The organism is Acinetobacter sp. YH12023 (genome assembly GCF_013420135.1).
GTDB classification, from domain to species: Bacteria; Pseudomonadota; Gammaproteobacteria; order Pseudomonadales; family Moraxellaceae; genus Acinetobacter; species Acinetobacter amyesii.
Genome location: NZ_VOYU01000005.1, coordinates 131,853 through 155,942, shown reverse-complemented (window position 1 = coordinate 155,942; position 24,090 = coordinate 131,853). Strand labels below are relative to the sequence as shown.

21 protein-coding genes are annotated in these 24,090 nt (G+C 41.1%); 6 read left to right on the top strand and 15 right to left on the bottom strand.

Annotated features, from left to right (window positions below):
* Positions 1–5: 5 nt before the first annotated feature.
* The gene (lgt, locus tag FTT92_RS07440) at positions 6–818 is read right to left on the bottom strand and encodes a prolipoprotein diacylglyceryl transferase (protein WP_078189677.1); all 813 of its coding nucleotides are present in this window, start codon (positions 816–818) and stop codon (positions 6–8) included.
* 93 nt (positions 819–911) lie between these two features.
* Here lgt and FTT92_RS07435 point away from each other — a divergent pair, with 93 nt between their 5' ends.
* Positions 912–1,691, top strand: coding sequence for an NRDE family protein (locus FTT92_RS07435; RefSeq protein WP_180101391.1), 780 nt, complete (start codon positions 912–914; stop codon positions 1,689–1,691).
* A 40-nt stretch (positions 1,692–1,731) separates the two neighbouring features.
* Here the strand turns inward: FTT92_RS07435 and FTT92_RS07430 are convergent, their stop codons facing one another.
* The 4 genes from FTT92_RS07430 to tatA all read right to left on the bottom strand — a co-directional run bounded on the left by FTT92_RS07430 (position 1,732) and on the right by tatA (position 5,646).
* Positions 1,732–3,948, bottom strand: coding sequence for a PhoX family phosphatase (locus FTT92_RS07430; protein ID WP_180171774.1), 2,217 nt, complete (start codon positions 3,946–3,948; stop codon positions 1,732–1,734).
* A gap of 211 nt (positions 3,949–4,159) precedes the next feature.
* Positions 4,160–4,939 carry a twin-arginine translocase subunit TatC gene (gene tatC, locus FTT92_RS07425; protein WP_180171773.1) on the bottom strand — a complete coding sequence of 260 codons (780 nt, stop codon included), beginning with the start codon at positions 4,937–4,939 and terminating at the stop codon, positions 4,160–4,162.
* Positions 4,936–5,412: a Sec-independent protein translocase protein TatB gene (gene tatB / locus FTT92_RS07420; protein ID WP_180171772.1), complete on the bottom strand. Its 477-nt coding sequence runs from the start codon at positions 5,410–5,412 to the stop codon at positions 4,936–4,938. The genes tatC and tatB overlap by 4 nt, the downstream gene beginning before the upstream one ends.
* Before the next feature lie 12 nt (positions 5,413–5,424).
* Positions 5,425–5,646, bottom strand: coding sequence for a Sec-independent protein translocase subunit TatA (gene tatA, locus FTT92_RS07415; protein WP_078189673.1), 222 nt, complete (start codon positions 5,644–5,646; stop codon positions 5,425–5,427).
* A 141-nt stretch (positions 5,647–5,787) separates the two neighbouring features.
* Here tatA and FTT92_RS07410 point away from each other — a divergent pair, with 141 nt between their 5' ends.
* Positions 5,788–6,669: a permease gene (locus FTT92_RS07410; RefSeq protein ID WP_180171817.1), complete on the top strand. Its 882-nt coding sequence runs from the start codon at positions 5,788–5,790 to the stop codon at positions 6,667–6,669.
* A 395-nt stretch (positions 6,670–7,064) separates the two neighbouring features.
* Here the strand turns inward: FTT92_RS07410 and rdgB are convergent, their stop codons facing one another.
* The 10 genes from rdgB to FTT92_RS07360 form a co-directional block, all read right to left on the bottom strand.
* Positions 7,065–7,688 carry an RdgB/HAM1 family non-canonical purine NTP pyrophosphatase gene (gene rdgB / locus FTT92_RS07405; protein WP_180171771.1) on the bottom strand — a complete coding sequence of 208 codons (624 nt, stop codon included), beginning with the start codon at positions 7,686–7,688 and terminating at the stop codon, positions 7,065–7,067.
* Between the two features lie 76 nt (positions 7,689–7,764).
* Entirely contained in the window at positions 7,765–8,205 is a 441-nt protein-coding gene (locus FTT92_RS07400; protein WP_180171770.1) for a hypothetical protein, read from the bottom strand.
* Between the two features lie 92 nt (positions 8,206–8,297).
* The gene (locus tag FTT92_RS07395; protein WP_078189669.1) at positions 8,298–8,888 is read right to left on the bottom strand and encodes a tetratricopeptide repeat protein; all 591 of its coding nucleotides are present in this window, start codon (positions 8,886–8,888) and stop codon (positions 8,298–8,300) included.
* Positions 8,885–9,478 (bottom strand): methionine biosynthesis protein MetW, encoded by a 594-nt coding sequence (metW, locus tag FTT92_RS07390; RefSeq protein ID WP_067763682.1) that lies wholly within the window; start codon positions 9,476–9,478, stop codon positions 8,885–8,887. The genes FTT92_RS07395 and metW overlap by 4 nt, the downstream gene beginning before the upstream one ends.
* On the bottom strand, positions 9,478–10,638 hold the full coding sequence (locus FTT92_RS07385; RefSeq protein ID WP_180171769.1) for a homoserine O-acetyltransferase: 1,161 nt from the start codon (positions 10,636–10,638) through the stop codon (positions 9,478–9,480). The genes metW and FTT92_RS07385 overlap by 1 nt, the downstream gene beginning before the upstream one ends.
* A gap of 104 nt (positions 10,639–10,742) precedes the next feature.
* Positions 10,743–12,440 carry a 2-isopropylmalate synthase gene (gene leuA, locus FTT92_RS07380; RefSeq protein ID WP_180171768.1) on the bottom strand — a complete coding sequence of 566 codons (1,698 nt, stop codon included), beginning with the start codon at positions 12,438–12,440 and terminating at the stop codon, positions 10,743–10,745.
* Positions 12,441–12,703: 263 nt separating this feature from the next.
* Positions 12,704–13,810, bottom strand: a complete 1,107-nt coding sequence (locus FTT92_RS07375; RefSeq protein WP_180171816.1) for an alpha-hydroxy acid oxidase — start codon at positions 13,808–13,810, stop codon at positions 12,704–12,706.
* 33 nt (positions 13,811–13,843) lie between these two features.
* Positions 13,844–14,527, bottom strand: coding sequence for a Fe2+-dependent dioxygenase (locus FTT92_RS07370; RefSeq protein WP_180171767.1), 684 nt, complete (start codon positions 14,525–14,527; stop codon positions 13,844–13,846).
* A gap of 110 nt (positions 14,528–14,637) precedes the next feature.
* On the bottom strand, positions 14,638–16,890 hold the full coding sequence (locus FTT92_RS07365) for a TonB-dependent siderophore receptor (RefSeq protein ID WP_180115875.1): 2,253 nt from the start codon (positions 16,888–16,890) through the stop codon (positions 14,638–14,640).
* Between the two features lie 314 nt (positions 16,891–17,204).
* On the bottom strand, positions 17,205–19,379 hold the full coding sequence (locus FTT92_RS07360) for a TonB-dependent receptor domain-containing protein (protein ID WP_180171766.1): 2,175 nt from the start codon (positions 19,377–19,379) through the stop codon (positions 17,205–17,207).
* A 273-nt stretch (positions 19,380–19,652) separates the two neighbouring features.
* Here FTT92_RS07360 and tig point away from each other — a divergent pair, with 273 nt between their 5' ends.
* From tig to FTT92_RS07340, 4 genes are all read left to right on the top strand, one after another.
* Positions 19,653–20,984 carry a trigger factor gene (gene tig, locus FTT92_RS07355; protein ID WP_180171765.1) on the top strand — a complete coding sequence of 444 codons (1,332 nt, stop codon included), beginning with the start codon at positions 19,653–19,655 and terminating at the stop codon, positions 20,982–20,984.
* Between the two features lie 194 nt (positions 20,985–21,178).
* On the top strand, positions 21,179–21,784 hold the full coding sequence (clpP, locus tag FTT92_RS07350) for an ATP-dependent Clp endopeptidase proteolytic subunit ClpP (RefSeq protein WP_078192707.1): 606 nt from the start codon (positions 21,179–21,181) through the stop codon (positions 21,782–21,784).
* 29 nt (positions 21,785–21,813) lie between these two features.
* Positions 21,814–23,124 (top strand): ATP-dependent protease ATP-binding subunit ClpX, encoded by a 1,311-nt coding sequence (gene clpX, locus FTT92_RS07345; protein WP_111884049.1) that lies wholly within the window; start codon positions 21,814–21,816, stop codon positions 23,122–23,124.
* A gap of 163 nt (positions 23,125–23,287) precedes the next feature.
* Positions 23,288–24,001 carry a DUF2846 domain-containing protein gene (locus FTT92_RS07340; protein WP_180171764.1) on the top strand — a complete coding sequence of 238 codons (714 nt, stop codon included), beginning with the start codon at positions 23,288–23,290 and terminating at the stop codon, positions 23,999–24,001.
* Positions 24,002–24,090: the final 89 nt, after the last annotated feature.

Genomic DNA, 24,090 nt, shown 5'->3' with positions numbered 1-24,090 from the left:
AAATATTAATGATTCTTTTGTGGACCCCAGTCATAGATTTTTTTCTGGTAGGCATACCACATCATCCATAGTCCAATCAGAATCATCGGAACTGTCAGGAACTGACCTTTACTCATCCATCCGATGAACAGTTGACCATTGTCCGGCTCACGGAAGAATTCAACGGTGAAGCGTGCTATACCATATCCGATGAGGAACAAGGCTGAAACGGCATAACGTGGACGAGGTTTTGAACTAAACCACCACAGCACGATAAACAGAATTAAACCTTCACAGAGGGCTTGATAGAGCTGCGACGGATGGCGCACCAACTGAAGCGGATCGGTCGGGAAGATCATGCCGAAAGCAAAATTAGGGTCGGTCACTGCACGACCATATAGTTCGCCACCAATAAAGTTCCCAATACGACCAAACATTAAGCCTGTTGGAACGCAGGGTGCGATAAAGTCGAGGGTCTGGAACCAAGTCATTTTATATTTCTTGCACCACAGTAACATGGCAATCATGACCCCAAGGAAACCGCCATGGAAGCTCATGCCGCCTGTCCAAACTTGGAATAGCCACAATGGGTTGGCAAGGAACTGATCGAAACCATAAAAGAAGACATAGCCAAAGCGTCCACCAATCACGACACCCAATGCACCGTAGAAAATCAGGTCAGAGACCATTTCTGCGTTCCAGCCGTCACGTTGTTTTGCACGGTAGGTTGCCAAGCCCCATGCAAATAAAAAGGCCAATAAATACATCAGACCATACCAGTGAACTTGTAGTGGCCCCAGTGATATCGCCACAGGGTCGATATTTGGATATGTCAGCATTGCTGTTCCTTGTCATTATGTTTTGCACAGATTTTAGCTGAATGTGCTGAAAAATGTTGTACATTCAATGTGTAAAGATATTGAGAGTTGAATATGTGCATTGTGGCTTTTGCTTGGCAGGTCTTGGATGACATGCCACTCTGCCTGATTTCGAATCGTGATGAGTTTTATCATCGACCGACGGCAGGCCTAAAGCAATGGGTAGATAGTCCGATTATTGCAGGGCAGGACTTACAGTCTGGTGGAACATGGATGGGGATAACCGCTCAAGGGCGTTGGGCGATTGTCACCAATTTTCGTGATGGTCGTGATCAGACTGCATATCCCACTTCACGTGGCGCTTTGATTCAGCAATTTTTAGAATCTGAGCAAACGCCCATTCGTTTTGCGCAAGCAATTGAACAAATCCAATGTAATTATGCTGGCTTTAATTTATTCGTTGGCGATGCCACTCAAGCCGTTTATATGAGTAATCGCGGTGAAGCACCACAAGTCTTAGCCAAAGGGGTGTATGTCACATCCAATGGTTTAATGACTGAACATTGGGAAAAGACCCGACATTTACGCAAACGTTTCACGCAAGAATTTTTACCGATGCTACAAAGCCAGCAACCACAGGCGGATATAGACGCTGCTGCGTGGGATATTTTGGAAGATGAACGTAAAATCATTCCATCATTGTTACCCAATACTGGGATTCAGGCGGAAATGGAACATTTGCTGTCTTCAACCTTTATTCAAAGTCCGGTGTATGGCACCCGCTGTTCAAATTTATTGTGTATGCGGGATTCACAGTGGCATTGGCAGGAAAAACAGCAGCAGGGTGAGCAACAAGGACAGATCACCCAGATAGAAGTGCATCTAAAGGTATAAAAAAAGCCGACGATTCGTCGGCTTATTTTTTAAAGGTGTTTTATGCGGTTTTTTGTGTTGGCTGAGCTTGTTCTACCGCTTCGCCAGCAATCACTCCACCATCTTTACGGGTGATGACAACGGTCGCTGAGCGAGGACGTGAGGTCGCTGCAGCATTGGTTTGTGATGCCGGCCAGTGGCTGGTCGGTTCAGCATAGGATGCTGAATCTTCACCGGGATGTTGCACATTGATAAAAATCGCTTTGTAGTCAGGTGTCATTGTTACACCTGTGATTTCACACTCTTTTGGTCCGGTCAGGAAGCGACGTAAGTTTTCATCATTCAGTTTTGCACCCACAATGGTTTCTTGACCCGATGATGTCGTGGCTTTTGTGCCATCACCGACTTGACCTGGAAGTGCAGCAAGCATCATACAGTTGGTGGTATCGGTATAAGCACCGTCATCGGTTTGAATCCATAACACACCACGTGGGTCGAACCACATCCCATCAGGTGATGACAAGTCGTTATTGTCATTTAAACCGGATAAGTTAATGTTGCTCGCCATTTTTGCTTCAGCACCAAACAGGTAAATATCCCAAGTAAAGCTGAGTGCTGTGGTTGTATCACCATCTTCACGGAAACGGATAATATGACCGTTGACGTTGCCTTTACCACCTTCAGGGTCAGTGTAGTTACGTGGGTTGGCAGCATCTAGTGCATGCGTCGTACCACGGTTCGAGTTATTGGTGAGGGTCACATAGACTTCACCATTGTCTGGATGCACAGCGACCCATTCAGGACGGTCCATTTTGGTGGCACCGACAGCATCTGCAGCAAGACGTGCGAAGGTCAGAACATCTGCTTGTGAACTAAACGGATACACGCTGTTGCTTTGGTTTAAACCATTGACGTTATAGCTCAATTCAATCCATTGACCTTTGCCGTCATTGTTAAATTTGGCAACGTATAACTTACCGTTGTTCATGTATTTGTCACCTGCAGCATAGCCACCGTTGACATCTTTTTTATTCCATTTTTGGTCGGATACAAATTTATAGATGTATTCGCCGCGTGAGTCATCACCCATATAAAACGCAAGGTTATCATCTTCACGTAAGCGACTTGCACGGCAGTCTTCATGTGCAAAGCGACCCAGTGCAGTACGTTTTACGGGGTTTTCACGGCGGTCAAATGGGTCGATTTCGACAATCCAACCAAAGGTGTTTGGACCATTACGATAATCTTCTGCTGCCTGAGTACCGGTAACATTCGCTGACCAACGGTCATATAAATCTTGAGACTCATTACTTCCAATCGCTGTTTCCCAACCATAGCGTGAGTTTGCACCCGCTTTTAGGCCATAACGGTTGAGTGCCACAATTTCAGCAGGACTACGTTTGGCATCATCGTTTTTTGCACGAGCGAAGTAACCAATGAAGTTTTCTTCTGTCGTCAGGTAAGTGCCCCAAGGGGTATAACCATTACCACAGTTGTTGTGTGTACCACGGGTTTGCTGGCTATTGGTTGAAAATTTCGTACTAACTAAGCTTGAGCCTGCAACAGGGCCTTTAAAGTCCATTACGGTCGATGCTGTGATACGACGGTTGAAAGGTGAGTTTTGTACCAGTTTGACAGCTTGAGTCTTACTGTCTTTTTCAATTTGAATGATAGAAACACCGTGTGCATTGACTTCACGGATGACTTCATCTTCAGGGCGACGACCTTCTACTTTGGTTGGGCCTTGCGGGTGCAAGAAGGTCGGATTGATGTATTCATGGTTCATCACCAACAAACCTTGGTCAGACTGTTTGGCATCATAACGTCCAGAGGTGGTATTTAAACCAAAGAAGCTCATACCGTCATGGCAGTCACCAGAGCGGAATTGGAAGCTCGGGCCAGAAGGAACATTGTTATCATCCCACGCTGGGTATGCAGGGTTAATCGAGTCACCCATCGCATATAGTACATGCGCTTGATAGCCTTCAGGAACAGTCACAATATCGTCTAAATTCTTTTTCACTGGTGTGAAATTGAATTTGGTCGGTTTTTGATCTGGATCGGTAACTGGTGGTTTGGTATTGCTATTTGAACCTGAGTCATTGTCATCATTACACCCCGTTAATGAAGATGCCAATGCAAGTGCGACTGCACCACTCGCAGTCTTGGTAATCAAGCTACGACGGCTGATGCGTTGTTCTAAAATGTCACGAAAATGAATGTTATCCGAAGTGTTGTTATCAAGTTCTTGATCTTCGTTATATGGCATGTTTGTCATGAATTTAAATCCTGGCAAAGGTGTGCTGGGTAAAAGTTGATCACATAAAACTATCGATAAAATATGACAATGCTTTGAAGCTAATGTTGCAAACTGATGAAATAGGCGTTTAGATTTCGCTGCATGAAAATTGCAAAACATTAAATGGACGCATAAAAAAAGAGGCTATCTCAGCCTCTTAGGTGTAAAACTCACCAAAATTGTCGAAACATCAGTCTATGTAAGTTGTAGATGCACGTCGTTTTTCAATCAGCTTGCCAAAAAATAAACCTAGCTCAAACAGCATCCACATGGGGATGGCCAACATGATCATCGAAAGCGCATCGGGTGGCGTGGCAAACATGGCGACAAAAAAACAGCCGACGATAATAAAACGACGCTTCTCTACCAAGGTTTGAGTAGATACCACCCCGATCAAAATCAAAATTAACGTGATGATCGGAATCTCAAAGGTCAGTCCAAACACCAAAAAAAGCTTTAAGCAGAAACTTAAATAACTATTGATGTCCGTCATTGGGGCGACCGTTTCAGGGGAAACACTCATAAAAAAATGTAGGATGGATGGCAGGGCAACCCAATAGGCAAAGGCAATACCGGCATAGAAGAGGATGATGCTGCCGAATAATAAGGGCATCGCCAAATGCCGCTCTTTTTCATACAGTGCAGGTTTGATGAAGGCCCAAAGTTGATAAATTACGAAGGGCATAGCGAGCATTAGCGCGACAAAGAAATTCAACTTAAACGGCGCCATAAAGGTGGCGGTCACATCCGTTGCGATCATGGATGAGTTCATCGGCAACTGCGCACGCAGAGGCTCTGACATCAATTGATAGCTTTGATTGGCAAAGGGCAATAAACAAAAGAACAGAATCAAAATGAGCCCTGTAATTTTGATCAAATGCCGACGCAAAATCACCAAATGTTTGGTGATCGGCATTTCTTCCAAATCAGGCACAGTGTTCTGTGAATTATTCAGTGAAAGATCTGTCATACGGCCACCTGATATTCTGCTAATGCATCGGTCGAGCTTAATGCAGCAGATTGATCTGTTTTAATTTCGTGCTCTATTTTCATTTGGGGTGTAACCATGGCAAAGATCGTGATCTGACCACGTTCGATGTACTGATAACGTGGAGATAAATTTTTATTGTCAGGTAGGACGGCTTCTTGTTGTTTTAGCGCAGTCTGTTCTATGGGATGTTGCGTTTGTTGCAATTCATTCATCTGAGCCTGCATACGCGCTTCGAGCTGTTGAATACGTTGCATTTCTTTTTGCATTTCTTCACGAAGTTCGGACATGCGAAGTTCACGATCAATATCTGTTTGCACGTTACTGATCAGTCGTTTAACTTTCCCGTACCATTTGCCTGCAAAGCGGATACCTTCAGGCAGTTTTTCCGGGCCGAGTACGATCAGCGCAATAATGCTGAACACCAGTAATTCGCTAATACCAATATTAAGCATTATGACAACTCCTTAGCTTTGAACTGAGGAATTGGTTTTATTTTGAGCTTCATGCTCTAGCGTGCGAGGCTCATTAAGCTGTGTGTTTGCTGCGTCTTCATCACGCATCGACTTTTTGAAATCTTTGACCGCGCCGCCGACATCTTTGCCCAAGTTTTTTAGTTTTGATGTACCAAAGAGTAAAATCACCACAATTGCAAAAATCAGTACATGCCAAATCGATAGTCCAGCCATCTTGTTATCCTCTTGTTGGTCTGCACAACATTTCAGCAGTTGTAGATGACAGTGAAGTGACCAAGATGTTGCAGTTTAAAGACAGCCGCGAAGCTTATGTTCAGTGTTACTATGCATGGATTGAGCAGTGAGGGTGGTGTAGTGGCGTTTCTTCTTCCGATATTGGGTTTTTTAAGTGGCCTCGGATTGGCATCATTATCAGGAACATCATCGCTCAAATCGATTTTCTCTAGCTTACTTGCACGCTGTTTTATTCCAGCCGTGATCATCTACAACATGGTGTTCTATCAAGCAGGAAGTTTAGCGCTCATGCTCTTTAGCTTTAGTGTTGCCGTGCTGATGTTTTATTTATTTCGCTGGCTATTAAAAGATAGTTTACGTGCCTTATGTGTCAGTTATTTGAACTTGGCTTGGCTGGGTTTTCCTTTTGCCTTAGCACTGTTTGGCCCTGAAATTAGTGCAGCGATGGTGGCTCTGTATGTCGGTGGCTCTATCTTTGGCAATATGTGGGCCGTTACAGCCGTCAGTTCAGCCCAACTCCCATGGTCGAGCGTGATTCAAAAAGTGGCGATGTCACCGCCTGTATTTGCCTTGATAATTGCAGGTGTCTGTCGAATAGTTGGACTGCAGCATTTAGAAGAACATCAGATCTTAGATTGGCTCTATCAAGCTGCAAAAATTGGAATGAGTTTCACAGGGATGTGTGTCTTAGGCATGTGGCTGCGCCAAACAAAGGTAAAGTGGCATGATCTGATTAATAGTAGTCGTATTTATGCGATGAAACTCACCGTTGGCGCGGTGATTTGTGGTTTGAGTTATGCCTTTCTTCCGATTCCCCAGATCGAGAAATATATTGGGGTGATGTTCATGCTGTTCTGCTTACCCCCTGCAGCCAATATTGTGGCTTTAGAAACGCATTATCAAGGAACAGGCACTTCGGCACGTTATATTGCTTCAGGCACGATTATGAGCTGTATCGTCGTCAGTTTTTATGGGTTAATTTTGCATCTTTTTTCGCTTTAAAATGAAAAGTGAATTATAGATGCCCGCAAAGGGCGACTACTTGAGCTGTTTTCGAATCTGCCAATCACGCACGAGGGCGTATATCATTGCGATACCTATCAGGCCTGGAAATCCAATTTGACCTTGCGACAGATTAAGCATGATCGACAGCACGATCAATACTGCAAAAATAACGTAAGTGGTACGAAAGCCTGAGGTGAGCGGGTAGGTTAGTTGCGCATGGCAATGAGGGCAGCTTATTTTTTGAAAACCAAGAAATGAGCGTGTTGGGATTTCAGTTGAAGTGTGATGGCAAGCGTTGCATATGATCTGTATCGGTTGAAGTGCCATAATTATTCTATTTTTATTCAGGGATTGGAGTTAATCTTTGGCATTAAGATTAACTCCAATGCAAATTATTTCAAACTTGCTTTAAATAATTTCATCGCCTGACCACGATGGCTGATTTTATTTTTTTCTTCTTTTGATAATTCAGCGCTAGAAACGTTTAGTTCAGGCAGCCAAAACAGTGGGTCATAGCCAAAGCCATTTTCACCACGTGCTGCTTCCATCACTTCACCGCGCCAAATCCCTTGGAAAATTTGTGGGAGTGGGTCTTCTGCATGTTGGACCAAAGCCAAGACACATACAAACATCCCTTCGATTGCTTTACCCTCTTTACGGAGCGGTTTGAGGTCAGCAAGCAACTTGGCATTGTTAGCGGCATCATTGCCATGTTCACCTGCATAGCGCGCAGAGTAAATCCCCGGTGCGCCACCGAGTACAGGAACGCAAATGCCAGAATCATCTGCAATGGCTGGCTTGCCTGAAATTTTCGATGCGTGACGCGCTTTAATAATGGCATTTTCAACAAAGCTTAGACCGTCTTCAATGGCATCTTCAATGTTCAACTGACCTTGTGGAATCACTCCAACAGGCAAATTCAGTTCCGCAAACATTTTTTCAAATTCTGCAATTTTGCCTTTGTTGTTGCTCGCCAGAACCAAAGTGCCTTGAGATAACCAATTAGATGAAGCCATGCAGAATCGCTCTTTATGTTGAATATTGAAAAGTATTTTAACGGATTTAACGTATCTGGTTGAAGTTAAATGCGCTTTAGACTCCTATTACTGTAATACCATCAATTTTGTTGATTTGAATGTTTTTTAAAAATCCAATGACTTGGTTAATCATAGTGATTACTTTAGTTTTATATTTAGGGAATTTCTTCCTAAAATTTTTTGTTTCTTTTTTAAAGAGAAGCTGAACATTATCTTTATAAGTTAAAAATTTTTTTTCATTTAGATAGTTTTTATAATGATTCAGCCTTTCAATAATTGTAGTGATTTTTTCAGGATAAACATAAGTTGGTCCCCAGTGTGACCAAGGGTTTTCATGTTCAAAGAAGAATTTTTCGATAAGTGAAAAAGCTAGTTCATCAATAACGATAGAGTTTTGCAAGTTTGGATTTTGATCAAGGTTAAAAGGAATAATCTGTATGTTTAATCCAGAATAATATCCACTTGAATATTGAATGACTTCAAAATTTATTTTCATGTATTGCCCTTATAATTTTGAAAATATGGGGTGTTTTAGAAGTATATATTTAATAAAAAAGCACCCGAAGGTGCTTTTTAAGATTCAAAAACTTATTGTGCTTGAATCCATTTGTCTGCACGGTCACGTGCTTGACGAATTTGGTCTTGGCTTAAGTTGGCTGCCAATGCCGTTTTCTTACCTTCAGACAAGCTAATCACTTTGTTGTCGAGCATGCCATCACGGGTAGAAAGCTCATACCATTGGTATGCACCCATGTAGTTTTTCTTTTGCTCTTCCATCATGGCTAAGTTAAAGCTTGCGCGGTTATCACCACGGCTGGCTGCTTTTTCGAAATATTGACGAGCAAGCGCTTCATCTTTTTTAGTCCCAATGCCATCTGCAAGCATACGACCTACATTAAGCTGTGCTGCAGATAAACCTTGATCAGCAGCAGCCTTATACCATGCAAAAGCTTGACGTTCATCTTTGGCAACGTCTTTACCTTGTTGATATTTAGTGCCTAAGTAAAACTGAGCACCGGGCTGACCTGCTTTAGCAGCTTTACTTAAGCTGTGAATATCCATAATTGAATATTGAGCAGCTTGGCTAGAAACTGAAGATGATGGAGCAACATAATCCGCATGGGCTTGTATGCTAAAAAGTCCAATCAGTAGCGTCGTGCTTAATAATAATTTTTTCATAGAGCGCTCACTCGATAAATTGCGACTTCACCAAATAGATTTGGGAGACGTTTACTGAGTAAACTGTCTTGTTGATCCCCATTCACGGCAAGTCGGTTAATAATCCGGATGTTATTTTCAGCACACAGCGCTTCAAAATCACGGAAAGTACATAAATGAATATTGGGCGTGTTATACCACATATAGGGTAACGCGTCTGAAACGGGCATCATTCCTTTTAATGCAAGGAAAGAACGAGTCTTCCAATGTGCAAAGTTTGGAAAGGTAATAATAGCCTGTTTCCCCACACGCACCATGTCTCTTAAGAGAACGTCTGGTGCATCTACAGCTTGCAAGGCTTGTGCCATAACCACATAGTCAAAAGACTGGTCGGCAAAGCGACTTAAACCTAAGTTCAAGTCCTGTTGGATGATATTTAACCCGCGACTGACTGCAATTGCAATCTTTTCTTGATCAATTTCTAAGCCATATGCACGAATATTGTGCTTTTTGCTCATATGTGCAAGCAGTTCACCGTCACCACACCCTAAATCGAGTACGCTTGAATCTGGTTTAATCCAACGTTCAGCCAGTTGATGATCAATACGCATTAGTTGGTCTCCTTCGGTGTTTCTTGCAGGTGTTTTACACCGCCTAGGAATGCACGTAAGCTTTTCACATATAACGGAATCGGGAACAAGAAAGAGTCATGGCCTTGTTCAGCATCAATATCCACATAGCTCACAGGCTTATGATTGCTAATTAATGCATCTACAATTTCTTGCGAACGAGCAGGGGAAAAACGCCAGTCCGTTGTAAACGAAACAACTAAAAATTGACACTTGGTTTTAGACATCGCGGTTTTTAATGATTGCTCATATTCACGTGATGGATCGAAATAATCTAAAGCCTTGGTCATGATCAAATAGGTATTGGCATCAAAGTTACGGCTAAATTGCTCACCTTGATAACGCAAATAACTTTCGACTTGGAATTCGACGTCAAAGCCATACATAAATTTACCTGACTTTAAGTCACGGCCAAATTTTTGTTTCATGGCTTCTTCAGAGAGGTAAGTGATATGACCCACCATACGGGCCAAGATCAAACCACGCTTAGGATAACTGTCATTTTCTAAATAGCGACCATCATGGAAATCTGGGTCAGACAAAATCGACTGACGTGCCACTTCGTTAAAGGCAATGTTTTGCGCAGACAGTTTTGGTGTACTGGCAATAATCACGCACTTTTGTAAACGATCTGGATAGTCCACAGACCATTGTAGAGCTTGCATGCCCCCTAAAGAGCCGCCAATCACCGCATACCACTGCTGAATCTCTAAACGATCAGATAACATGGCTTGGGTTTTGACCCAGTCACGGACAGTCACTAATGGGAAATCAGGACCATAAGGGCGATTGTCATTTTCAGGATTTGGAGAGGTCGGTCCAGTAGAACCGCTACAGCCGCCGATATTATTTAGTGCTACGACAAAGAATTTTGACGTATCAATAGCTTTGCCTGGTCCAATACATGCGTCCCACCAACCCGGCTTACGGTCATCTTCATGATGATAACCTGCTGCATGGTGATGGCCTGACAGAGCATGACAAATCAAAATGGCATTGGATTTGTCCGCATTCAGTTCGCCATAAGTTTCAACCATGAGCTCAAAACGTGGGAGTATGCGATCGCATTCGAGCTCTAACGGCTCTTCAAAAATAAACTTTTGTGGGGTAACTAAGCCCACTGAGTCAGCTGGAAAAGACACAGGAATAATTCGCCTTAAATCTTTAGTATGAATAATAAAAGGATACCACTTGAGGGTATCCTTCTAAAGTCATTTTATTGCTATTTGATATTTATAGCATTGAATTAGACTGCAGCAGCAATCACTTGTTCAGTACTCAAAACACCTTGTTCAATTAAACGGTTAGTGCTGGCAATAATCGCCTCAATAGATGCAGTCACGATGTTGTCATGTACACCTGCGCCGAATGCAGACTTACCTGTACCTTTCACTTGAAGTTCAATTAAAGCTAATGCTTTGGCATGCGCACCAGAACTGATACTACGTTCTTCATAGTTCAAGACATCAATCGGCAACTGCAATGCATTTAAGATAGCAGAAATTGGGCCGTTGCCTTCACCACGTAATTGCTGGATCTCACTGTTCACTTCGATATCGAGTTCAATGACTTGCTTGCCATTTTCATCATGTAAGCGGTAGTTTTTCGCCGCATAATGTGTATCTTTGGCCGCCACATACGTGTCTTTAAACAATGACCAGATCGCTTGTGCAGAAATCTCAGTACCGTCTTCATCTGTTTTTTGCTGTACGATTTGCGAGAATTCAATTTGAATACGGCGAGGCAACACCACGTTGTAATTTGATTCTAACAAGTACGCAATACCGCCTTTACCAGACTGTGAGTTGACACGAATCACGGCATCATAGTCGCGGCCCAAGTCTTTCGGGTCGATTGGCAAATAAGGCATATCCCACATTTCTTCGTTCTTTTGGAACTCGAAACCTTTTTTAATGGCATCTTGGTGTGAACCAGAGAACGCGGTGAAGACCAAATCACCAGCATACGGATGACGAGGGTGTACCGGCAAGCCTGTGCATTCTTCAATGATTGAAATGATTTCATTAATGTTTGAGAAATCTAAGTTTGGCGCAACACCTTGGGTATACATGTTCAATGCAATCGCTGCAACGTCCACGTTACCTGTACGTTCACCATTACCAAACACACAACCTTCGACACGGTCAGCACCAGCCATGATCGCCAACTCAGAAGCGGCAATACCACAGCCACGGTCGTTATGACAGTGTACAGAAATAATCACACCGTCACGGCGCTCAATATTACGGTGCATCCATTCCACTTGGTCGGCATAGACGTTCGGACCTGAAACTTCAACCGTTGCAGGCAAGTTTAAAATCACTTTGTTCTCTGGAGATGCTTCCCAAATTTCAGTGACCGCATCACAGACATCTTTAGCAACTTCTAATTCTGTTGCAGTAAAACACTCTGGACTGTATTGGAATACAAATTCAGTTTCAGGCTGTTTTGCAGCGTATTCTTTGACTTTCGTTGCGGCATTAATCGCTAATTGTTTTGCACCAGCAACATCAACATTCAACACTTTATTGCGGAAGGTTGGAGAGTTTGAGTTGTAGATATGCACGATGGCACGTTTTGCACCTTGTAATGATTCAAATGTACGTTGAATCAAATGATCACGTGCTTGAACCAAAACTTCGATGTACACATCATCGGGAATATGGCCGCCTTCGATCAACAAACGGGTGAAATCAAAGTCGATTTGTGATGCAGAAGGGAAGCCGATTTCAATGTGTTTGAAACCAATTTTCACAAGCATTTGGAACATTTTGAACTTTTGTTCAATGTTCATTGGCTCGAAGATCGCTTGGTTACCGTCACGAAGGTCGGTACTCATCCAGATCGGCGCTTTATTGATTTCGTTATTTGGCCATTGACGGTCTGGTAAGTCTACACGTTGGTACATGCGACGGTATTTTTTGCTTGGATCTGCCAACATCATGTGAAAACTCCTTATAGCACCGTGGATAAATGTCGTGGATAAACGGCAAGGTACTACTTATATAGATTGTGTCTATTCTAGCAATTTACAAGTTTAATTTCGGAGTCTTTAGTCGAAAGTCGAAATAAATCCGTAAAGATTCACATGACTTAGCTTTACCGTAAGCTCGTAAATGTATAACTAAATATTAGTCCATATATTCCGGAAATAATTTCCTATTTTTGCGTCAAGATGCCATTACTGGAAAATATTTTTCTATAAAATTAGCTTTTTTGAAAAATATAATCTTTATTAATCTCATCGACGGTGGCTGTTCCCATCAATGCCATCGTAATCTCAAATTCTTCTTTCAGTATTTTAAGTACATGGGCAACGCCTAAAGCACCCGCAGTCGCTAAACCATAAATGCAGGGACGTCCGACTAATACGGCAGACGCACCTAAGGCTATCGCTTTAAACACATCTGAACCTCGACGAATACCACCATCATATAAAACTGGAAAATCCGTAGGCACAACTTTTTTAATCAGTTCTAAAGCGGTGAGAGGGGAAATGCAACTATCCAGTACGCGCCCTCCATGATTCGACACAATAATGCCTTGCACACCGTGTTGCAGGGCAAGTTCAGCATCATGTGGATTGACAATGCCTTTTAAAATAATCGGTAATGAGGTGTTTTGACTGAGCCAAAGGATATCTGCCCATGTTGGTGCGATTTTCATCAGACCTTTAAATACGGGATGGTCTCCATCATTGAGCTCAGGCAATGGGATATGTGTAGGGGTATGCGGATGTTGCATGCCTTCAGGCAAATGGAAAAACACTCGACGTTCACGGTCACGAATCCCTGTATGCGGGGAATCAATGGTTACTACAATTGCTGTATAGGCATGTTCTTCTGCCATCTTGACCAGCAATAATGACTTTTCGCGTTCTCCTTGCCAATACAATTGGAACCATTTGTAAGGATTGTCCTGCTTTAACTCACGCATATCTGTATTGGTAAACGTACTGAGGATCATATTGCTGCCAAGGACTTCGGCAGCGAGGGCTGTTGCAGCTTCAGCATCAGGATGAAATTGTTGTTGATGACCTATCGGGGCTACAAAAATAGGATGTGGGAAACGTTGCCCTAAGATTTCGATTTGGGTATGACCTTGGGTTAGATCTTTCAGCATACGTGGTAGCAGTTGTATCTGTTCAAACTGAGACAAATTGCCACGGACACTGTGTTCATCCATCGAGCCGCCTTGCAAGTACTGCCACACCATGTTGGAAAGGTGTTTTTCAGCCTCGACTTCATAATCTGCAATGGTTTGCAAATGAGCTGGAATCTGAGTGAGTGGCGCTAAAATGTTGTGATCAGTCATTGTCAGTTTGTCCATGTCTATTGACCTTAAGCTTTAAATTTCGGCCCATTTGCGGATAAGGTTGTGATACAGACTAGTCAACTTGACGACTTCACTATGTGCATCACCCAATTGCATACGCAAATTTTGAATGCTTTGATCGAGATTAAATAACATGTGACGCTCAGCATCTTCACGGATCATACTTTGCAACCAAAAAAATGATGCAATACGACAGCCTGCAGTCACAGGAGTAACTTCATGCACACTGGTAGATGGATACAAAATCAAATCTCCGGCAGGCAATTTCACTTCGTGGTAGCCATAGGTGTCTTCTACCACAAGTTCACCACCCTCATATTCTTCGGGTTCACTTAGAAAAATCGTGCAGGACAAATCGGTACGAATTTTTTGATTGCTGTCAGGCATCCAGCGAATGGCATTGTCGACATGGAAACCAAACGTTTCACCATTTTCATAGCGGTTAAAATAGGGCGGCAAAATATTGAGGGGGAGAGCCGCAGATGTAAAAAGCGCGTGTTGTGACAATTCATGCAGAATAATGTCACCTAAATGCTGTGTTAATGGATGGTCTATATCTAGCTGTTGGTTGTTTTTTACATTTTTAGACAGTGAGCCCGTAGTTTTTTGACCATTAATCCATTCTACTTTTTGCATTTCTGTGCGGAAGTAGTTGACCTGATCTTTACTCAATACATTTGGAATATGGTGAATCACGGTCTGACCTTTTGAAATGTAATGTTTGTGTTTCGATCATATACAAAAATAGCCTCGAAGCGAGGCTATTTGAGTCAATACCATAAATTATTTATGGTATTTATTTTTTCTTAGTATTTGAAGTTAACAGATAGAACTGCGCTGCGACCTTCTGCTTCAGTGGCATAGTGAGATGCGTAGGCTTTAGTGAAATAACGTTTGTCAGAAAGGTTATTTACATTCAACTGTAAATCCACATTTTTGTTAACGGTATAACGCGCCATAGCATCGTAGCGTACATAAGATGGAGCCCATTTGATGTTTGCAACATCACCATAAACTTTGTCTGAATATACTGCACCACCACCCAAAGTTAATTGCGGCAATATCTTATAGGTAGTCCATAATGTTGCTGCTTGTTTAGGTACATTAGGCATTTGGTTGCCATTATAAATGGCATTATCTGTACAAGTTGCTGTTGAACCTGAACCACGGCATGATTTACCATTTTTTGTTAATTCACTATTAAGATAAGTATAACCTGCCGAAATATCCCATTTATCAGTAATTTGACCATTTAATCCTAATTCAACACCATCAACTTTACTTTCACCTACATTCGCATAAGTTGTTGGGTCAAGTTGTACACGAGTATTTTGTTTTTCAGTACGGAAGATCGCTGCTGTTAAATTCAAACGATCATTTAACAAGTCCCACTTAGTACCCAACTCGTAAGTTTGCGCTTCTTCAGGATCGATCATTTGGTTATTAGCATTTATGGTTTCGCTGTTATCTCCCCAACCAGCATTTAAGCCAACAGGACTGGCAGAGGTAGCATAACTTGCATAAATTGAACCATTTTCAACAGGTTTAAAGGTTATACCTGATTGATATGTAAAGAAGTCTGAATCATTGTTAGCTGTATATGCAGCAGCTGAAGATGTAGCACGAAAGTTTTGTTCAGCTTCAAACTTGTCCCAACGCACACCAAGATCAAGTAACCATTGTGGTGTGATTTCAATGCTGTCTAATAAATATACAGAAGTGCTTTCAACCGTGGCATCAAAGTCTTGGCGGGCTTCTAAACGATCTAAAAATGGTTTTTGAGTTGGATTGTTTAGAGAAGTACACCAATTGCTTGAAAGGTCTTTACAGTCGCTGTAAAACCCCGTTGAGGAAACTTTGCCATCTTTACTGTTAATGATGTTATAACCACCTTTGTCAGTTTCTTGCTTGCTATATTCAGCACCGACATTAAAACTGTGATTAATGGCACCTGTAGCGAATTTACCTGTCAATGCTAATTGATTTGTAAAGGTATCGCTATCTGTGATGGCAGAGTTTTGACGATGCCATACTTTGCCATTGGCTACATTGCCTTTGGAGTCATCAGGGTTTGTCCAAACATAATCATTTTTAGATTTGCTGTACATTGCAGTGTTTGTGAGGGTTAAGTTGTCAGTTAAATCATGTTCTAACTTGATTGTTCCTGCTTGGTTTTCTTGTTTTTGGAAGTCACGATCTTTCCAACCATAATAAACGCCTTGTTTTACTTCCGCAGGTTTACCCTGTGGTTTACTTAAACCAGCATCCCAATATGGAACACCTGAATCTGGAGTGTCATCCGATTTTAAATAGTAATAACTTAAAGTTGCACGAGTAGGGGTGTCTAAGCCAAAAGTAATACTAGGGGCAATACCTGCACGTTTGTATTCAGCACCGTCAGCTTGACCTGCTTTCTCATTCATGTGTCCCATAACGGCAACACGTGCAGCAATCCCATTGCCAAAATCTTTATTGCCATCTAGTGTTACACGTGCATAAGCATCTGTACCGCCAGCAACAGTACCTTCTAAGTGGTCGCCTTTTTTAGCCACTTTAGAAATCATGTTGATGCTACCGCCAACAGTACCTGCACCACCCATAGCAGAAGCAGAACCTTTGGTGACTTCAACTTGTTCTATGGCAAACATTTCACGGTTTTGGGAGGTTGAATTACGAATACCATCTAAATACATTGAGCTTTCAGAGCTGTAGCCACGGATAAATGGACGGTCGCCATTTGGGTTGCCGCCTTCACCAGCACCGAGGGTAATACCAGGTACTGTACGTAAAGCATCACTTAAAGTTGTGACTTGCGTGTCTTCAATCAGTTGCTTAGAAATCACTGATACAGATTTTGGTGTATCAAGAAGGGGAGCAACAAATTTAGCATTCGCAGATTTATCAACTTTTAAGCTTGGTGCCTTTTCAGCAACAACTTCTTGGTTAATCGTTGGAAGTTGAGTAACTTGCTCTTGCGCGACTGCATTAACAGCAATGACAGAAAGAGAAGAAGCAATTGCTGAAGAAACAATTTTCTTACGTGTTTTAATGAAGGCCATTTCGAACCCGATTTGGAATAGTGAATTTGTATGCGAATAATAATGATTCTTATTTGTTCTTACATCTTTGTGTAATTGTAAATCACGATAAATAATCATATTGTGATAGTAGTATTTAATGTAATGATATAACAAGTATTAATTAAGACTATGTTTTATTTAAATATTGATAAAATATATTGTTTTTTTATGTTTAATTGAGATTATAAATATAGACATGATTGTGAATTAAATAAGCATAAATCGTAATTGTTAATGCAAAAAAAACCTGCCGAAACAGGTTTTTTAGTTTTGTCTTTTATAAGTACTAAAAGTTAGAAATCATAAGAAATGGATAACCAGTAGTTACGACCAGCTAAGTAAGTTCCAGCCATTGAAGAACCAATGGTCATATAGTCATAGTAAGATGTCTCTACACCTTGGCTATTGATATAAGTTCCATTGCTTGTGAAGTCTTTATCTAATAAGTTATTTATAGAGCCATTAATACGAATATTGTCGTTAAGGCTATAACTTGTACCGAGGTTAAATAAATTATACCCCTTCAACTTATTGCCAGTTGCAGCATAAATGATGCCAGCATCACCAGCAGTTTGGACTGTACTATAACGTTTACGATCAGATTTATACTCATGCTGTAACCAAACATCGAGTGAAGGATTAATATGCCAAGTAGATGTCATATTAAAAGCATTTTTGGGTACGTTATTTAGGTACGAGCCTTTATTTTCACCTTTTGTGATCTCACTTTCCATATAGGTATATGCAGCTTTAATATCCCATTCAGGGATAATGCTGTATTTCAAGCTAACTTCAACGCCCTTAGTTTCTGCTTCATTGGCATTAATACTTTGTGAAAAACTATCTTGAGTAATATGGGAACCATAGCTGACACAACCTGCTTGGTTTGGATTTGTTTCAGAGTAACAGTTCCAAAGGTCAGCTCCATCAGTTATCAGATCTTCAATTTTATTAAAGAATGCCGTTGTGGTTAAGTCAAAGCTACCTTTGTTATAATTAAAGCCTAATTCATAGTTGGTGGATTCTTCAGGTTTAAGATTAGGAGAGCCGACACCAAAAGTTGCACCTTGACCACTAACACTAATCACGCCATTGTGTAATTCTTTTGCAGAAGGTGCTTTGTAACCCGTACTTACACCACCTTTCAGTGTTAGATTTTCATTAGTATTCCAAACTAAATATGCTCGTGGGCTGAAGTGACCACCAAAACCTGAATGATCTTCATAACGTCCACCTAAAGTTAAAGCAACTGAATCTAAAAGGCGCCATTCATCTTCAGCGTAGAAAGATAATGAGTCTTTTTTGAATTTTGAGCCTATTCCCGCAATATCGTCGGCAATTTCTGCTTCTTTATATTCGGCACCTACTGTGATTTTATGATCTGCAATAGGCATGACGATATGTGTATCAGCAACAAAGTCAGTGTTTTCTAATGTACGATCTGTGCCTGCAAATGCATTTAATGGGAATGTGTTTCGTGGAATAGTACGGCCTACGGTTTCAGTAGTTGTATGGCTTACGTAAGATGACCATTTACCAAAATCATAGTTACCCTCATGTCCAGCAGAAATTTGATCACGGTTAAATTCTAGTTCGTCTTTATAACCATTAGCACGGCTCGGTGTGTCTTGAGTGCCCAGTCGATTATCATCATTTTTATAGTTTTGACTTGAATGGAAGCCATCTAACCAGAAACTATTTTTATCATCTAAGTTAAAGGATAATTTACCACCAAAATCAAAATTATCTGCTTCACTTGGGCGTGGGTCACGGCCAGATGTACCTGGAATACGTTCAGATTTTTGACGGTCTAAATAAGAACCGCGTAGCTGCATCCCTAAGCGTTCGCTTATAAGAGGGCCATTTAAAACAAAACTGGTTTTTGCTGAGTCGGCTTCCCCATTATGTTCCATGAGGTTACCACTCACAGTAACATTACCAGTCCATGTATCAGACACTTTTTTAGTAATAATGTTGATTACACCACCCATTGCTTCTGAGCCATAGCGAGTAGCCATAGGACCACGAATGACCTCAATACGCTCAATTGCAGCAAGGGGTGGTAAGTAACCATTTGATGATTCACCGAAACCATTTGGAGTTACGTCAGAAGATGTTGTTTGGCGACGTCCATCAATTAAAACCAAACTATAGTCATTACCTAGACCACGCATTTTTACGTTTAAGCCGGATGTTTTACCAATACCGTCACGAATATCAATGCCCGGAATGTCAGCTAGTAAATCTGCAATGCTAGAAGCATTTTTCTTTTCTATGTCTGCTTTTGTAACAACACTGATTGAAGCAGGAGCATTCTTGATCTTTTGTTCAAAGCCCGCTGCAGAAACAACAATGGTTTCCATCTGTTGAGCTTGAGATTCAGTCGTTTCAGCATGTGCGAAACTCGTGGTGGTTACAATTGCCCCAAATAAAGCAGCGGAAAGAGGGTTGAGATTAAATTTACTCATAAAAGAATACCAAATATGGACAAGATAAATATATGAAAATAAATTAAAAAAAATATCATTAAGAATAATAGTGAGAAAGTTTCTCATTTTCAATGGTGAATTAAAAAATAATCAATATTTCTTCGAAAAAAGCTGAAAAATTCTAAAAATAAGAAGGGCATCCATGCCTGAATTTATAGTGTTATAATCCATTTTTGTATATCTTTAATTGTTGTCATATAATGTGGCACTTTTTTTTAAAACTGTTTTAACTAACAAATTATCGAGGAAGCCATGCAAGTAACTTCTGAAGCGGTTTCGGGCGTTGCCCGTCGTTTAAATGTATCTGTACCGACGAGCCGTATTAACGAGCAGTTTGAAGCTCGCTTGAAACGCACTGCCAAAACTGTGAAGATCAACGGCTTCCGTCCAGGTAAAGTACCTGTAAACGTTGTTCGTCGTGAATACGGTGCTGGTATCTATCAAGAAGTTGTAAACGATATCATTCGTGACACAGTATTCGAAGCGATCCAACAAGAAAAAATCAATGCTGTTGGTATGCCAAACATTGAAAAAACTGAAATGAAAGATGATGCTTTAGTTTATGAAGCAACTGTAGAAGTTTATCCAGAAGTTGAAGTTAAGTTCGAAGGCCTAGAAGTTGAACGTAAAGCAACTTCAGTTGACGACAAAGACGTTGAGAAGATGATTGAAAATCTTCAAAAACAACGTGCTTCATGGGCTGAAACTAAAGGCATGGCTAAAAAAGACATGCAAGTAACTTTCGACTTTGAAGGTACTGTTGATGGCGAGAAGTTTGAAGGCGGCGCTGCTGAAGACTTTAAACTCGTACTTGGTTCTGGTCGTATGATCCCTGGCTTCGAAGACGGTATCGTTGGTATGAAGAAAGGCGAAGAGAAAGTTATCGATGTAACTTTCCCTGAAGACTACCAAGCTGAAAACCTTGCTGGTAAAGCTGCTCAATTCAAAATCACTGTTAAGCTTGTTGAAAAACAAAAACTTCCAGAAGTTGATGCTGAATTCTTAAAAATCTTCGGTCTAACTGAAGAAGAAGGCGTTGAAAAACTGAAAGCTGACGTGCGTAAAAACATGGAACGTGAAGTGAAAAACGGTCTTCGTAACCAAGTGAAAGGTGCAACTTTTGATGCGCTTGTAGCTGCAAACGAAGTAGAACTTCCAGAAGCAATGGTTGCTCAAGAAATTGACCGTCAACGTCAACAAATGATCCAACAATTCACTCAACAGTTTGGTGCTCAAGGCGCTAAAGCGTTTGATTCAAGCATGCTTCCAGATGACCTATTCAAAGAGCAAGCTGAAAAATCAGTTAAACTTGGCGTATTAGTCAGCAAAGTATTAGCTGATGCTAAAATTGAAGTTGATGCTGCACGTGTTGATGCTTACATCGAAGACATGGCTTCTTCTTACGAAGATCCTAAAGAAGTAATTGAATACTTCAACAACGATAAACAGCAACGTGCTCAAATCGAAGCTGTTATTCTAGAAGACCAAGTTGTAGATCACATCTTAGCTTCTGCTAAAGTAACTGATACAACTGTGAGCTATGAAGACTTATTGAAAGAGCAACAAGCTCGTCAACAAGGCTAATTTCTAGCTTTCAAAAAAAGGCGCATTAAGCGCCTTTTTTTATCGAAATTTGCCCCCAAATAAGTTGTCCTGATTTCACAATGCTTATGAAAAAAATATCTGTTATTTAATTGGGAATCTTTTGCAATTTCGACAAATATCCCTCATATTGTGAATCATGGGTTGAGTCAGAAAAATTTAGGAATAAATAACGTATGTATGTTCCAACAATTGAAAACGCACTAGTGCCAATGGTGGTAGAACAGTCATCTCGTGGCGAGCGTTCTTTTGATATTTATTCACGCCTTTTGCGTGAACGTGTGATTTTTTTAACCGGTGAAGTTGAAGACAACATGGCAAATTTGATTGTTGCCCAAATGTTGTTCTTAGAAGCAGAAAACCCAGATAAAGATATTCATTTATATATCAACTCACCAGGCGGTTCGGTTACTGCAGGTATGGCGATTTACGATACCATGCAATTTATTAAACCTGATGTTGTGACTTACTGCATGGGGCAAGCAGCATCGATGGGTGCATTCCTGCTTAACGCCGGTGCTAAAGGCAAACGTTACTGTCTTGAAAATGCCCGTGTCATGATTCACCAACCACTCGGTGGTTTCCGTGGTCAGGCATCTGACATTGAAATTCATGCACGTGAAATTCTATTCATCAAAGAACGTTTAAATCGTTTAATGGCAGAGCATAGTGGTCAAGACTACGAAACTGTTGCTCGAGATACTGACCGTGACAATTTTATGACAGCGCAAGCTGCGAAAGAATACGGTCTTGTGGACGAAGTTTTATCTAAACGCCCATAAGTTTTAAAGAATTAATTATTGGAGTGAATATGTCCGAACATCCTCAAGGACAAAAGCATTGTTCATTTTGCGGTAAAACGCAGTCTGAAGTCGGGAAACTGATTGCAGGTGAGGACGCGTACATCTGTAATGAGTGTGTGGACGTATGTCTTGACCTAGTTCAGACCAGTCAGCAAGTTGAATCAAATGACTGGGCAACTCGTCCTTTACCAAAACCGCATGAAATCCGTGCTGCGCTTGACCAATATGTGATTGGTCAAGATGTTGCGAAAAAGACCCTCTCTGTTGCGGTATACAACCACTATAAACGCCTAAAAGTTGGCACCAGTGGTAAAAAACCAGAAGACGGTGTAGAGATTTCGAAAAGTAACATCATGTTGGTTGGACCAACAGGTTCAGGTAAAACACTGCTTGCTCAGACACTTGCGCGTCTTTTAGATGTGCCATTTGCGATGGCAGATGCAACGACTTTAACTGAAGCCGGTTATGTGGGTGAAGACGTTGAGAACATTGTTCAAAAACTCCTTCAAAAAGCCGATTACGATGTAGAAAAAGCGCAAAAGGGAATTATCTATATCGATGAAATCGACAAAATTACCCGTAAGTCTGAAAACCCATCTATTACTCGTGATGTTTCGGGTGAAGGTGTTCAGCAAGCGTTATTGAAAATGATCGAAGGTACGGTTGCGTCGATTCCGCCTCAAGGTGGTCGTAAGCATCCGCAGCAAGAATTTATTCAAATTGATACTTCAAATATCCTGTTTATCTGTGGTGGCGCATTCTCTGGTCTAGAGAAAATCGTACAGCAGCGTCAAGAAAAAGGTGGTATCGGCTTTACAGCTGAAGTGCGTAAGAAAGATGAAACTAAAAAATTATCTGACTTATTCCGCCAAGTTGAAGCGACAGATTTGGTTAAATTTGGTCTGATTCCTGAATTTATTGGTCGTTTACCTGTGATTGCTACCTTGGAAGAACTCGACGAAGAAGCATTGATGCAGATTCTTACTGAACCAAAAAATGCATTGACACGTCAGTACCAATATTTATTTGAAATGGAAAATGTTGACCTTGTATTTGAAGACTCAGCATTACGTGCCGTGGCTAAAAAAGCCCTTGACCGTAATACGGGTGCGCGTGGTCTACGTTCGATTTTAGAAAATTCATTGCTTGAAACGATGTATGACCTACCAAGTCGTTCAGATGTGGGTACGGTTGTCATCAATGAAGCGGTGATTAATGGTGAAGCGGAACCTGAATTTAAATCAGAACGTCAACCAAAGAAAACTGAAGAAGCTGCACCGAAGTCAGATTTAAAAGTTGTGAACTCTAAATCTGCTTAAGCGCTATTCGTCTGAAACGTGTGTAAATCCAAGATTTGCACACGTTTTTTATTTCCAAAAATAAAGGCAGAATGTTAATCTCAGCAGGATGGCGTGGATGCCTGAATGTAAAAAACTGAAAACAAAAGTGTAAAAATAAAAAAAGACGCAGTGAGGGATAATCATGCGTGGAGTTGCAATTCTACTTTTAAGCAGTGTAGCGCTGCTGGGTTGTCATGGAAAATCAGCCATTGAGCAAACGTCATTGGCTTCAACATTAAAGCCCGTGGATCCTGAAAGTAAACCGGGTCATATTGAGCAATATCGATTGGGTATGTTTACCATTGGTGGTTGGGTCAATCAGAAACAAGGTCGACATTTTCAAGAAGTGAAAGCTCAACACGATCAAGCAGCGATTGTGTATTTATATCGTCCAGACAGTAAATGGAATCGTCAAGAAATTGTGGCCAGCAGCTTATTTCTGAACAGTGAGCGTATTCCAAGTTTATTGAATAATCATTATTACTGGGTGGAGTTACCGGCAGGGAATTACCGCGTATCGTCCAGTCGCCCTTTGGGGGTGAATCATTTTCAAAAACCTAAATATTTAGACTTTGATGTTGAAGCAGGTCAAACTTACTTCATTAAATATGATGAAGAGAATTTATCCAGTAAAAGAACGGTTTCAGGGCCATTGCTGCTCATGCCTGAAAAAATTGGTCGAAATGAAATCGCATTTACAGAGTTGAAATCCAACAGTTTTAACTTTGTGGCAGAAGATCAAAACACTGGAAAAGTGCGGAAAAGTGCGCAGAAGTTGAAAGCACCTCATTATGATCCTGCGGAAGATGTGCAGTTGACCAAGCCTTTTAAACTGTGGAATCCATTAACTTGGTAATGTAATTAGCTCGTGTTTTTGAGTGTGTGAAAATATTAAATAGCGAATGTCATTCGACAAACAGCCTAAATATTGACATTAAAAAAGCA